The organism is Streptomyces toyocaensis, assembly GCF_000725125.1.
In the GTDB taxonomy this organism is placed as follows: domain Bacteria; phylum Actinomycetota; class Actinomycetes; order Streptomycetales; family Streptomycetaceae; genus Streptomyces; species Streptomyces toyocaensis.
Genome location: NZ_JFCB01000023.1, coordinates 73689 through 86578, shown reverse-complemented (window position 1 = coordinate 86578; position 12890 = coordinate 73689). Strand labels below are relative to the sequence as shown.

At 73.6% G+C, this 12890-nt stretch carries 12 protein-coding genes and 1 tRNA gene; 8 read left to right on the top strand and 5 right to left on the bottom strand.

Features of this window, described 5'->3' with window-relative positions:
- Positions 1-2 precede the first annotated feature (2 nt).
- On the bottom strand, positions 3-2087 hold the full coding sequence (locus tag BU52_RS22875; protein WP_037937496.1) for an MDR family MFS transporter: 2085 nt from the start codon (positions 2085-2087) through the stop codon (positions 3-5).
- A 158-nt stretch (positions 2088-2245) separates the two neighbouring features.
- On the opposite strand from BU52_RS22875, the gene BU52_RS22870 reads away from it, so the two are divergent.
- A complete protein-coding gene (locus BU52_RS22870) occupies positions 2246-3319 on the top strand; it encodes a peptidoglycan-binding domain-containing protein (protein WP_037937425.1) in 1074 nt (357 codons plus the stop codon).
- A gap of 60 nt (positions 3320-3379) precedes the next feature.
- Here the strand turns inward: BU52_RS22870 and BU52_RS22865 are convergent, their stop codons facing one another.
- Together BU52_RS22865 and BU52_RS22860 are read right to left on the bottom strand one after the other, a co-directional pair.
- Entirely contained in the window at positions 3380-4042 is a 663-nt protein-coding gene (locus BU52_RS22865) for an HAD-IA family hydrolase (RefSeq protein WP_037937423.1), read from the bottom strand.
- Positions 4043-4230: 188 nt separating this feature from the next.
- Positions 4231-4812: a TMEM165/GDT1 family protein gene (locus BU52_RS22860; protein ID WP_037937422.1), complete on the bottom strand. Its 582-nt coding sequence runs from the start codon at positions 4810-4812 to the stop codon at positions 4231-4233.
- A 404-nt stretch (positions 4813-5216) separates the two neighbouring features.
- Here BU52_RS22860 and BU52_RS22855 point away from each other — a divergent pair, with 404 nt between their 5' ends.
- The 4 genes from BU52_RS22855 to BU52_RS22840 all read left to right on the top strand — a co-directional run bounded on the left by BU52_RS22855 (position 5217) and on the right by BU52_RS22840 (position 9163).
- Positions 5217-5861: an HNH endonuclease family protein gene (locus BU52_RS22855; protein WP_037937420.1), complete on the top strand. Its 645-nt coding sequence runs from the start codon at positions 5217-5219 to the stop codon at positions 5859-5861.
- A gap of 87 nt (positions 5862-5948) precedes the next feature.
- Entirely contained in the window at positions 5949-7595 is a 1647-nt protein-coding gene (locus tag BU52_RS22850; RefSeq protein ID WP_037937495.1) for an alkaline phosphatase D family protein, read from the top strand.
- Between the two features lie 252 nt (positions 7596-7847).
- Positions 7848-8300 carry a DoxX family protein gene (locus tag BU52_RS22845; RefSeq protein ID WP_037937414.1) on the top strand — a complete coding sequence of 151 codons (453 nt, stop codon included), beginning with the start codon at positions 7848-7850 and terminating at the stop codon, positions 8298-8300.
- 254 nt (positions 8301-8554) lie between these two features.
- On the top strand, positions 8555-9163 hold the full coding sequence (locus tag BU52_RS22840) for a DedA family protein (protein ID WP_037937412.1): 609 nt from the start codon (positions 8555-8557) through the stop codon (positions 9161-9163).
- Between the two features lie 283 nt (positions 9164-9446).
- Here the strand turns inward: BU52_RS22840 and BU52_RS22835 are convergent, their stop codons facing one another.
- Positions 9447-9677, bottom strand: a complete 231-nt coding sequence (locus tag BU52_RS22835) for a DUF2277 domain-containing protein (RefSeq protein ID WP_037937410.1) — start codon at positions 9675-9677, stop codon at positions 9447-9449.
- A gap of 109 nt (positions 9678-9786) precedes the next feature.
- Here BU52_RS22835 and BU52_RS22830 point away from each other — a divergent pair, with 109 nt between their 5' ends.
- A complete protein-coding gene (locus BU52_RS22830; protein ID WP_037937408.1) occupies positions 9787-10140 on the top strand; it encodes a hypothetical protein in 354 nt (117 codons plus the stop codon).
- A gap of 69 nt (positions 10141-10209) precedes the next feature.
- On the opposite strand, the gene BU52_RS22825 is transcribed toward BU52_RS22830, so the two are convergent.
- Positions 10210-10281: transfer RNA gene (locus tag BU52_RS22825), tRNA-Val, on the bottom strand.
- A gap of 241 nt (positions 10282-10522) precedes the next feature.
- Here BU52_RS22825 and BU52_RS22820 point away from each other — a divergent pair.
- Positions 10523-11350 (top strand): DUF4097 family beta strand repeat-containing protein, encoded by an 828-nt coding sequence (locus BU52_RS22820; RefSeq protein WP_037937405.1) that lies wholly within the window; start codon positions 10523-10525, stop codon positions 11348-11350.
- Positions 11351-11423: 73 nt separating this feature from the next.
- Positions 11424-12854, top strand: a complete 1431-nt coding sequence (locus BU52_RS22815; RefSeq protein ID WP_078903402.1) for a hypothetical protein — start codon at positions 11424-11426, stop codon at positions 12852-12854.
- Positions 12855-12890: the final 36 nt, after the last annotated feature.

The following is a 12890-nucleotide window of genomic DNA, read 5'->3' as shown; positions in this document are numbered from 1 at the left end:
GTTCACGACGTCGGGGACACCGCACCGGTGTCGTGGGGGCGTTCCCCGCTGGAGCCGCACAGCTCGTCATTCAGCTCGTGCACCAGCCGCACCAGGTCGGTCGGGCGGTCCGGTCCCCACCAGTCGCCGAGCAGCTCCGCCAGGGACTCCTCCCTTGCCCGTGCCAGCCGCTCGGCCGTCTCGCGGCCCTCGTCGGTGAGCACCAGGTCGACGCCCCGGCGCACGGCGAGGTGCCGGGTCTCGACCTGGCGGGTGGCCTCGAGGACGACGCCGAGCGGCACCGGGTTGTGCTCGGCGAGCCGGGCCGGTTCCACCGAGCCGTTCCTCCTGATCCGCAGCAGCAGCCAGCTCGCCGCGGGCAGCAGGTCGTAGCCCGCGCGGTCAGTGATCTTCCGGTAGATCTCGCGCCGTCCCTCGCGGGTGCCGAGCACCGACAGCGCGCGGCACACCTCGTCGTAGGAGGACCGCTCCACGGGGTTGCTGGCGAGCGTCTCGGTCACGTCGGGCGCGGTGACCGAGGCGCGCAGCCGGTCCTCCTTGAGGAACCAGGCGAGCGCGAAGCCGATGAGGGCGACGGGCGCGGCGTACAGGAAGACGTCGGTGATGGCGTTCGCGTAGGCGTCGAGCGCCGGGGGGCGCAGCGCGGGCGGCAGGGCGGCGATGCCGCGCGGATCGTCCTCCAGGGCGCCGGGGGTGACACCGGGCGGCAGGGGCGGGCCCCGGAAGGCGTCGGTGAGTTCGTCGCCGAGGCGGCTCGCGAAGATCGTGCCGAAGACGGCGACGCCGAACGAGGCGCCGATGGAGCGGAAGAACGTCGCGCCCGAGGTGGCGACGCCGAGATCCTCGTAGGGCACGGCGTTCTGCACGATCAGCACGAGGACCTGCATCACCAGGCCGAGTCCGAGGCCGAAGACGAAGAAGAAGGTGCTCATCACGGCGGTGGAGCTGGCCGCGTCGAGCTGGTGGAGCAGCAGCAGTCCGAGGGTGGTGACGGCGGTGCCCGCGATCGGGAACACCTTCCAGCGTCCGGTGCGGCTGACGATCTGTCCGGAGCCGGTGGAGGACAGCAGCATGCCGGCCACCATCGGCAGCATGTGCACGCCGGACATGGTGGGTGAGATGCCGTGGACCACCTGCAGGAAGGTCGGCAGGTAGGTCATCGCGCCGAACATGGCGAAGCCGATGACGAAGCTGATCACGGCGGAGAGCGTGAAGGTGCGCACCCGGAACAGCTTCAGCGGCAGTACGGGCTCGGCGGCCCGGCGCTCCACGGCCACGAACGCGACGACGAGCACGGCGCCGAGCACCGCGAGCCCGACGATCTGCGGCGAGCCCCAGCCCCAGGTGGTGCCGCCGAGGGAGGCGACCAGGACCAGGCAGGTGGCGACGGAGGCGATGAGGAGGGTGCCGAGGTAGTCGATGACGTGCCTGGCCGGCGTGCGCGGGATGTGCAGGGCCGCCGCGATGACGGCGAGGGCGAGGATGCCGACGGGCAGGTTGACGTAGAACACCCAGCGCCAGCTCAGGTGCTGGGTGAAGAGTCCGCCGAGCAGGGGGCCGAGCACGCTCGTCGCGCCGAACACCGCCCCGAACAGGCCCTGGTAGCGGCCGCGTTCACGGGGCGGGACGAGGTCGCCGACGATCGCCATCGACAGCACGATGAGGCCGCCGCCGCCCAGGCCCTGGAGTGCGCGGAACCCGATGAGCTGGGCCATGTCCTGCGCGGTGCCGCACAGCGCCGAGCCCACCAGGAAGATCACGATCGCGGCCTGGAAGAGCCTCTTGCGGCCGTACTGGTCGCCGAGTTTGCCCCAGAGCGGGGTCGCGGCGGTGGAGGCCAGCAGATAGGCGGTGACCACCCAGGACAGGTGCTCCAGGCCGCCCAGGTCGCTGACGATGGTGGGCAGGGCGGTGGACACGATGGTCTGGTCGAGCGCGGCGAGCAACAGGCCCAGCAGCAGGGCGCCGATCGAGAACAGGACGTCGCCGGAGACGTGCTCCCGGCCGCCGCCGGGGGCCGGCGGTCCGGCGGGGGGCGCGGGCCGCGTGTCGCCCTTCGGCGCCGTACCGTGCGCGTCGTCGGCCATGGACACCTCCACAGTTCTCGTTTCCCCGTCCATCGTGATCGGTGTGGCCTGTTATGGCCTGTCGAGTCCTGCCGGAAGTTCGCATTCCGGGGGCACGCGGCCCGAGCTGTGAAGAAGATCTGCATAATCTCTGGAGTTCGCGAGGGGAGGGACGACACGTGGAAGAACCGAACGGACACCCGTGCCCGGAGTGCGGTGCGCCCAGGAACAGCGACAGCACGCCCTCCTGCGTCTGCACGCTGCGTGCGTCCGACGCCCTCCGCGACGCGCGTACGGCGGAGGCCGCCGCCGCGGAGGATTTCGACCCGCTGCGCATCCGGCCGTACGTCGAACTGGACGGTGGGACCGCGCGGAGTACGCCGGACGGGCCGGGGCAGGCCACGGACGCGTCCGGGCCGCCGCCGGACGACTCGGGGGTGCCCGACCGGACGATGCCCCTGCGCGCCGTCCCGCCGGAGGCGGCGCCCGGCGCGGCGGACTCGACGTCCGTGCTGCCCACGCCCCTGGGGCCGGCGACGACGCGGCCGAACGCCACGGACCTGAACCTGTTCGACACGACGCAGCCGCTCGGGGCCGTCCCGAAGACACCCGGTCCGCAGGCCGTCGACGGGGCACCGGCGGGCCGGCGCCGCCGCGGGATCCTGTTCGCGGCCGCCGGGGCCGTCGTCATCGTGGTGGCGGCGGCGGGGTGGGCGAGCGGGATGTTCTCCTACGAGACGCCCTCCCGGAACAGCGCCGCGCCGGAGGAGGTCAGGGCGAGCGTCCCGGACCCGTCGTCCGACGCGCCGTCCGCGGAGCCGACGGCCGCCCCCTCCCCCGCCTCTGCGACGGCGTCCGCCTCCCCCTCGGACTCCCCGTCCGCGAGCGCCTCGGCTCCTCCCTCGCCGTCGCCGTCGCCGTCGGCGTCCAGCGCCTCGCCGTCCGCGCCGGAACCGGCCGAGCCGTCCACGGCCCCGTCGGCCTCCGCCCCCTCGGACGCCCCGGCGGAGACGGGCGAGGGCGACGGCACCGCCCCGGTGCTGAGCCGCGGCGACCGGGGTCAGGAGGTCGTCGAACTCCAGCAGCGCCTGAGCCAGTTGTACCTGTACGACGACGACATCAACGGCCAGTTCAACCACCGGGTGGAGGACGCCCTGCGCACTTACCAGTGGTCCCGCGGAGTCCGCGAGGAACTGGGCGTGTACGGCCCGCAGACCCGGGCCCAACTGGAGTCGGAGACCCGGGAGCCGTGACGCCCCGGGGCCGGGCGGCCGGCCCGCGCGGCGCCGCGGCCGGGGAGCTCCTGGGGGCGGCTACCGCGTGACGTGCAGGCGGATCGTGCCGTCGGCGGCGGGCTCCACGCGAACCTGGGTCAGGTCGCGTACGACCACGTCCGGCGCGTGGAAGCCGGCCCGGGGGCCGATGCCCACGACGCGCATGCCGGCCGCGCGGCCCGCCGCGATGCCCGCGCCGGAGTCCTCGAAGACCACGCAGTCGGCCGGTTCGACACCCAGTTCCGCCGCGCCCTTCAGGAAGCCCTCGGGGTCGGGCTTGCTCGCGCCCACGGACTCCGCCGTCACCCGCACGTCGGGCTGCCGCAGCCCGGCGGCGGCCATCCTCGCCGTCGACAGGGCGACGTCGGCGGAGGTGACGAGGGCGTGCGGCAGGCCCTTGAGCGAGGCGAGGAAGCCGCTCGCGCCCGGCACCTCGACGACACCCTCGGTGTCGGCGGTCTCCTCGGCGAGCATGCGGGCGTTGTCGGCGTGATTCTGCTCCATGGGCCGGTCGGGCAGCAGCAGGGCCATCGACGCGTACCCCTGACGCCCGTGCACCACCTTCATGACCTCGTCCCCGTCGAGGCCGTTGCGGTCGGCCCAGCGCCGCCAGACGCGTTCGACGGAGGCGTCGGAGTTGACGAGGGTGCCGTCCATGTCCAGCAGGAGGGCGCGGGCGGTGAGTACGGCGGTGGCCGTCATCGGCAACTCCGGGGCGCGGGGGCTGACACTGGGGGAACAAGGCGGCCCCGCCCGCCGGTCAGGGAAAACGGGCGGGAGCCACTTTGTTTCTCCACGGTACAAAACAAACCCGGCATCGCGCCACCGACTTCGCCGGCCGTTCTCCCCGACATGGCCCGCCGTCGCTCCCGGAGGGCCCGCGGCGGGCGTCAGGCGGTGACCGCCTCCCACAGGCTCCACACGCCGAGGCCCAGCATCAGCAGCGCCGCGATCTGCGTGATCAGCTTCAGCGGCACCCGCTTCATCAGCGCCTTTCCGCCGACGATGCCGAGGGCGGCGACCGACCACAGCGCGAGCACCGCGCCCAGGCCGACGGAGAGCGGGTCGTCGTAGCGGGCGGCGAGGTTGGCCGTCATGATCTGCGTCAGATCACCGAACTCGGCGACCAGGATCAGCATGAAACCCGCCCCGGAGACCTTCCAGAAGGACTGGTTCTCCGGCTTGCGGACCTCCTCCTCGTCCTCGTCCTTCTTGAACAGCAGCATCGCCGCACCGCCCAGGAAGAGCACACCCGTGAGCGCGTGCACGATCTGCTGCGGCAGCAGCGTGAGGACGCTTCCCGCCGCCACGGCGAGCGCCACGTGCAGCGCGAAGGCGGCGGCGACTCCGGCGAAGACGTAGGAGGCGCGGTAGCGGGTGCCGAGGACGAGGCCGGCGAGCGCGGTCTTGTCGGGCAGTTCGGCGAGGAAGACGACGCCGAAGACGACGGCCGTCACGGTCAGGCTGATCAACGGTTCCTCAATCGGTCGGGACTGCCCCGCCGAGAGTGCTGTGCGTTTCCACGGGACACCTCGGCACGGCAGCACACACGGCGTCCGTGCCGTACGGCACGGACGTGCACTGCTTGCCGAAGGTCTCGCCGGCCGGCCCCACGTCGTGAGGCCCGCCTCCGGGCGCCGGCTCAGGCTCGCTGAGCAGTATGTCGACGGTCCGGCACAGGGCTACTCCCCTTCTGCACCGCCCATGGTACGCGAGGCCCCGGCGGGGCCTCGTGCGCGGAAACTTCACACCCGGACCATAGACGTGTCATGGACGCGTCATTAACTTCTTACCGGAAGCACCCCTCCCGGCAACGCGGCGTGGCGAGCATGTGCCTGCCCGCACGCCAACGGCCCCACCCCACAAGGGAGTTCGCATGTCGAAGTTCTACGCGCGTCGACGCCTCAGCATAGCCGCGGCACTCACCGGCCTCATAGCCTCCGTCGGCCTGTTCAACAGCCCGACCGCCTCCGCCGCCCTCCCCACGCCGGTCAGCGCCGACACCGCCCGCAGCTACCTCGCCACGCTGCCCGTGCGCACCGAGAACCGCACCGGCTACAGCCGGGACCTGTTCCCGCACTGGATCACCGTCAGCGGCACCTGCAACACCCGCGAGACCGTCCTCAAGCGCGACGGCTCCAACGTGCGGACCGACTCCTCCTGCGCCGCCACCAGCGGCAGCTGGTACTCCCCGTACGACGGCGCCACCTGGTCCGCCGCCTCCGACGTCGACATCGACCACCTCGTGCCGCTCGCCGAGGCCTGGGACTCCGGCGCGGGCTCCTGGACCACCTCGCGGCGCCAGGCCTTCGCCAACGACCTGACGCGCCCGCAGCTCCTCGCCGTCACGGACAACGTCAACCAGTCCAAGGGCGACCAGGACCCGGCCACCTGGATGCCGTCGCGCACGGCCTACCACTGCACGTACGTCCGCGCCTGGGTGCAGGTGAAGTACTACTACGGCCTGTCGGTCGACTCGGCCGAGAAGACCGCCCTGCAGGGGTACCTCGCCGCCTGCTGACGCGCCCGCGAAACTGCGGGGTGCGCAAATCTCCCCGGGGACCTCCGTCGCTGCGTACCGTACGGGGCGACGGAGAAAGGGGTGACCATGGCCGGACTGCGGCTCGGACCGCTGCTGAGGTACGTCGACGGCTCGTCCGCGACCGTCTGGGTCGAGACCGCCCGGCCGGGCACCGTGGAGGTGCGCTGTCCGGACGGCACCGGGGGGAAGGCCGGCACCTTCCGGATCGCGGGTCACCACTACGCGCTCGTCCGGGTCACCGGCCTCACCCCGGGCACGGCCACCCCGTACGAGGTCTTCCTCGACGAGACACGGGTGTGGCCGCTGGCCGAGGACCCGTTCCCGTCGCTCCCGCCCTCCGTGATCGCCACCCCGGGCCCCGGCGACCGGGTGAGCATCGCCTTCGGCTCCTGCCGCTGGGCCTCCCCGCCCACCGGGGAGCCCGACCCCGTCGGCGCCGACGCCCTCGACGCCCTGGCCGGGCGCGTGGCCGCCGACCCGGCCGGTGAGCGGCCCGACGTCCTGCTGCTCCTCGGCGACCAGGTGTACGCCGACGAGACCTCCGACGCGACGAAGGAGTGGCTCGCCGCCCGCCGCGACCTGAAGGACCCTCCGGGCAGTCAGGTGGCGGACTACGAGGAGTACACCCATCTCTACTACGAGTCCTGGCTCGACCCCCAGGTGCGCTGGCTGCTGTCGACCGTGCCCAGCTGCATGATCTTCGACGACCACGACGTCATCGACGACTGGAACACCTCCGCCTCCTGGGTCGAGGACATGCGCGCGACGTCGTGGTGGCGGGAGCGGGTGCTCAGCGGCCTGATGTCGTACTGGGTGTACCAGCACCTGGGCAACCTCTCCCCCGCCGACGTGGAGGCCGATCCGCTGTACGCGGCCGTCCGGGAGAGCCCCGACGGCACCGACGCGCTGCGCGCCTTCGCCTCCGACGCGGAGGCGGACGCGACCGCCGTGCGCTGGAGCTACCGGCGTGACTTCGGCCGGGTCCGGCTGCTGATGGTGGACAGCCGCGCGGCCCGCGTCCTGGAGGAGGGCCGGCGCTCGATGCTGGACCGGACCGAGGCCGGCTGGCTGCGCGACCAGGCCCTCGACGCCCGCGACACCTATGACCACCTGCTCATCGGCACGTCCCTGCCCTGGCTGCTCCCCCATCTCGTGCACGACGTCGAGGCGTGGAGCTCCGCGCTGTGCCGGGGCGACAAGGGGCCGCGCTGGGCACGGCTCGGGGAGAAGCTGCGGCGTGCGGCGGACCTGGAGCACTGGTCGGCCTTCCCGGAGTCGTTCGACGAGCTGGCGGAGCTGATCGCCGAGACCGGCACCGGTCCGGACGCGCCGGCGACGGTGTGCGTGCTCTCCGGGGACGTCCACCACGCCTATGTCGCCGAGCCGAGCTGGCCGGGGCGCGCGGCGCCGGACGCCCGGGTGGTGCAGCTCACCTGCTCCCCGGTCCACAACTCCATCCCCCAGTCGATGCGGCTCGGCTTCCGCTTCGGCTGGAGCGCCGCCGCCCGGGGGCTCGGGCGCCTGTTCGCGCGGCACGGCGGTCTGGGCCGGCCGGCGGTCGGCTGGCGCAAGACGGGCGGGCCCTGGTTCGGCAACCAGCTCATGACACTGACGGCACAGGGGCGTTCGGCGGTGCTGAGGCTGGAGCACGCGCAGCGGGAGGAGGCCGGGACACGGCTCAGGACGGTGGCGGAGACCCGGCTGAGCCACTGAGGCTGCAGGAACCTGTGAGCCGCCTGTGCACGGGGGTGCGGATCCGGTCACCGTGGAGGGCGCAGAGACGGGACGAAACCCTCGCTGACCTGCGGCGGCGAGCCCGTGGGCGCCCGGGCCGAGCAGGATTTCGCTGGCCAAATGTTGAACTTGCAAGTAAGTGAGAGGCGCTCCTAACGTGGGCCTCCGACTCGGTTCCGTCCCCCGGACCGGCCCCACCCCGGGCCGGCCTGCCCGAAGGAGACCCCCCACATGACCGAACGCCTCAACAGCGCCCAGCCCTACGTCCTGGCCCTGTTCCGCATGGTCGTCGGCCTGCTCTTCGCCTGCCACGGCGCGGCGAAGCTGCTCGGCGTGCTCGGCGGCGCGGACGGCGAAGGCGGCACCGTCGACACCGGCGCCTGGCCCTACTGGTACGCGGGCCTGATAGAGCTCGTCGGCGGCAGTCTCGTCCTGCTCGGCCTCGGCACCCGAGCGGCGGCGTTCCTCTCGTCCGGCGCGATGGCGTACGCGTACTTCAAGACTCACCAGCCCGAGGCCCTGTGGCCGATCGAGAACGGCGGCGAGGCCGCCGCCCTGTACTGCTGGGCCATGCTCCTGCTGGTGTTCACCGGCTCCGGAGCCCTCGGCCTGGACCGCCTGTTCGCGAGGCGGTCGACGGCGAACGGACAGCGGACGGCCGAGCAGACCCCGGTGACGGCCTGACCGTCCCCGGCGGTCCCCGGCCCCTCGTGCACGGGCCCACGCGGGTGTCCTCCCCTGTCCACACCGGGGAGGACACCCGTCGTCGCGACGGGAGGGAGAACCCCGGGCGCCACACGCGCGAACCCCCCGTGACACTTCCGTCACTTACCGGGCGTACGCTGTATGGCTGTCATCGGCCACTCCTGCCACCCCCTGCCGCCCCCTCCGCGACAGCGCGGCACGGTTGGCCCACGGGGGCACGACGGGGAGTTCGGGTGGACAGTCTGGGGTCGCTGGTCGGCAGCCCGTGGATCTATGCGGCGGTGGCCCTGTCGGTCCTGCTCGACGTGTTCCTCCCGGTGCTGCCCAGCGGGGTGCTGGTGATCACCGCGGCCACCGCCGCGGCCGCGAGCACCGCGACCGACGTGCCCGACCTCCTGGTGCTGACCCTCTGCGCCGCCACCGCGTCCGTCCTCGGCGACCTGGTGGCCTACCGGCTCGCCTGGCGCGGCGGCGCCCGCCTGGACCGGGCCATCGCCCGCTCCCGGCGGCTGAGCACCGCGCACGAACGTCTCGGTGCGACGCTGGCGCGCGGCGGCGGCGCGCTGGTCGTCCTCGCCCGTTTCGCCCCGGCCGGCCGCTCGGTGGTCTCCCTGGGCGCGGGCGCCGCGCGCCACCGCGCCCGCGACTTCCTGCCCTGGTCCGCCCTGGCGGGCCTGTCCTGGGCCGGGTACAGCGTGGCCCTCGGCTACTTCGGCGCCCACTGGCTGGGCGCGACGTGGCTGGCGACGGCGGTGTCGGTCGGCGCCCTGTTCGCGGCGGGCGCGGGCGCCGGTTTCCTGATGCGCCGGACGCCCCAGGGGCAGCCTTCGGAGGCTTCGTAACCACCCCCACGAACCGCCACCCCGCCACACCCACGAACCGCCGCCCCGCCACACCCACGAACCGCCACCCCGCCGCAGCCGCGGCCAGTCGTCCCGCCACAGCCGCGGCCAGTCGTGCCGCCGCAGCTGCGGGCAGTCGTGCCTCCCCCAGTGCCCGAACGGCCTGGGAGGTGCCCCCAGGGCGGCACGGGTGGGCGCAGCGGCACCCCGCCGTCGCCGGGCTGCGAAACCGCCCCCGGCCCAGCCCCACAAGGCTCACCCAACGGCCAACGGCCCCGCGCCCCTAACCCGCCGCCCGCGCAGCGACCCCGCGGACCTCCAGCCCGTCCAGCAACTCGGACGTCGCCTCGGCGATCGCCTCCACCGCCCGGTCGAACACCTCCCGGTTGTGGGCGGCCGGCGCGCGGAACCCGGACACCTTCCTCACGTACTGCAGGGCAGCGGCCCGGATCTCCTCCTCCGTGGCCTCCTCGGGCAGGACGGGCGGACGCAGCGTCTTGATACTCCGGCACATGCCTCCAGTCTGACGCGCGAGGCCCGCCCACGACCACGAACGGATGAATGCCGACCCGAGACCCTGGAGCAACTCGCCACCCAAAATCGAACAGGCGTATCATTGGAGGGTGGCTGCGACCTATGACTTTCCGAGTGACCTCCTCGCCGGTCAGGAGGAACTGCATCAGGTCCGGGCCGAGTTGTCGGCCCTGCTGAAGCGGCTCCCCTGGTCGGTCGAACCCCTCGACGGCTTCAGCGAGGACAACGGCTGGCGCAAGGTCGAGCGCCCCGCGTCACCCGGCTGGACCGAGGACGAGCAGGCCGAGGTCGAGAAGCTCAGACGGCGCGAGCACGAACTCGCCGTGTTCGTCAGCACCCACCGCTACTGGGCCGAACTCACCGGCTCCGACCGGATCCACGCCCGTTCCCGGCTGAAGCACGCCCGCGAGGACGGTGCGCGGGGCACGGCGGATTCCCCGTAAGGCCGCCTCGCGACGGGCACATGATGCCGGAAGGGCCTCCGGAGAAGCTCCGGAGGCCCTTCTGCGCGGTGGGCGCGGACGGTTTCGAACCGCCGACATCCTGCTTGTAAGGCAGGCGCTCTACCCCTGAGCTACGCACCCGGGGCCCGGGCCGCGTGCCCAGGTCGAGTCGACAGCCTACATGGCCCGGGGCACGGGCCGTAAAACACCTGTCGCCCGCTCCCGCCGGGGTCCGCGCGACGGCCTCCCGAGGTCCCCCGGGGGATATCCCCACCCCTGATCCGGTAGTGGCCCGGATCCCCCGCAGGGCCGCTCGTCCGTACGGTCGAAGAGCGCTCGGACACGGCTGCGAGCGCCACCGTCCGCCCAGGGGGAGACCGTCATGACCCGCACGTCCCGCACCACCGCCCGCACCACCGGCTCCGCGCCCGGCGCCCGCACCGCCCGCGCCCCGTGGACGCGTGCCCTCGCCCTCGCCGGGGCCGGGGCGGTGCTCGTCGCCGGCCTGAGCGCCTGCGGCGCCTCGGCCGCCGACGACGACGATCCCGACCACCGGTCCTTCGGCCTGTCCGGCAACACGCTCACCATCGACTCCGACGACTCCGCCCTCGAGATCGTCGCCGCGGACGACCACCCCGCGGGCAGGATCGCGGTCACCCGGTGGTTCCGCGGAACCGTCGCCATCGGTTCGGACCCGGAGGTCACCTGGTCGATGGACGGCGACCGCCTGGTGCTGCGCGAGAACTGCTCGGGCGTCGTGGCCGACTGCTCCACCAAGCACCGCATCGAGGTGCCGCGCGGTGTGGCCGTCAAGGTCGAGGAGAAGGACGGCAGCGTGCGGGCGCGCGGTTTCCGCGACGCGCTGAGCATCCGTACGACGGACGGTTCGGTGCGCGTCACGGACTCCAGCGGCCCCCTGGAACTGCACACCGGTGACGGGTCGGTGCGCGCGGACGTCACCTCCCGCTCGGTGCGCACCCACAGCGGCGACGGCTCGGTCCGCCTCGCACTCGGCGTCGTACCGGACCTGGTGGAGGCCCGCAGCGGCGACGGTTCCCTGACCATCGAGCTGCCGCGGGCCGGCTACCGCGTGGAGACGGGGACCGGTGACGGCGCCGAGGACGTGTCCGTGCCCCGCGACGACTCCAGCCCCCACAAGGTGACCGCCCGCACCGGCGACGGGAAACTCACGGTCCGCACGGCGAACTGACGGACCCGTGTGTTCGTCTTGCACCGGTGGGAGAATGGCACCGGGCAGGGCGAACGACATACGGGAGAGGGATGTGACGGCGACACCAGCGCGGCCGTACTCGCCGTCGGAGCCGCGCGTGCCCCGCGTGCGCCGTGCCGCGTCCCCTCGCCCACCGGGGCCACGCCCCCGCCGGACACCCGGCCCCGTGCGGGACGCGTTCGCCCTCCTCGGGCTGCCCTTGGCCGCCGCGCTCGTCCTGCCGGCCGCGTTCGCCGGCGGCGGCACCCGGCGCTGGTTCGGCGGACGGGCCGAGAACCAGCGGGCCGAGGCCCAGGCCGCCAAGGACGCGGCGGCGGCCGCGTTCTACGACCTCGACACCGCCCAGCGCGACCTGCGGATCTCCATCGAGACGATCACCGCCGTCGACGCCTCCCCCGCCGCCCGCCGCGTCGTGTCCGACTTCGAGGCGCTCGGCCGGCGCATCGACGAGGCCAGCCACCGGTACATCGACGCCGTCGACGCCCATGACCTCGACCGGGACGACCTGGAGGCCTCGGCGGCCGTGCGGGCCCGCGCCGAACTGACCGCCGCCAAGGAGGAGCTCGGGCGGGTCCGGCAGGAGCTGGACCGGTTCGCCGACGGGCTCGGTCCCCTCCTCGGCAAGGCCGAGACCCAGCTGGCCCGGCTCGCCCCGTCCGTCGAACGCGCCCGGCAGTCGCTGCTCGCCGCCTCGAACGCCCTCGACACCGCGCGGGGCTCGGGGCTGAAGGCCGACGACCTCGCCGCCCGGCTCGCCGCGCTCTCCCCGGAACTCACCAAGCTGAACCAGGGCGCCGGGCAGCACGGCGTGCCGCAGACCCTGGAGCGGGCCGAGCGTGTCACGCGCGAGGCCGAGGCCGTACGCGTGGAGGCCGAGCGCCTGCCCGAGCGGGCCGCCGAGATCGACCACCGGCTGGTCTCCCTGCGCACCCGCGCCCAAGCCCTCACCACCCGCTCCGAGCAGGTCGAACCGGTGCTGAGCGAGCTGCGGCGCCGCTTCACCGCGGCCTGCTGGCAGGACCTGCAGCAGGTCCCCGACGTGGCGTCGGAGAACGTGGGCCTGGCCGAGGCCCGGCTCGCCGAGGCCCGGGCCGCCCGCGAGGAGCAGCGCTGGGCGGACGCGACCGCGCTGCTGTCGACCGCGCGGGCGCTGCTGAACACCACCGACGAGGCCGTGTCGGCCGCCGGTGACCGGCTGCGGCGGCTGAACGCGGTGCAGAAGGACCCGGAGCGGGAGATCGAGCGCACCCGTTTCGCCATCCGGGACGCGCAGCGCCTCGCCATGGCCGGCCGCAACACCCCCGACCCGCACCACGCCCGTCCGCTGGACGACGCCGTGGCCCGGCTGGAGCGGGCCGTCGCCGGTCTGGAGGGGCGTCACCCCGATTACTGGCACTTCCTGACGGAGACGGAGGCGGTACGGGCGACGGTCGGCCGGGTGGTGGCCCGGATCCGCGACGAGCGGGGCGGCGGCGCGCACTGACCGGCACGGCGCCGGGCGGTCCGGTTAACCTGTGCC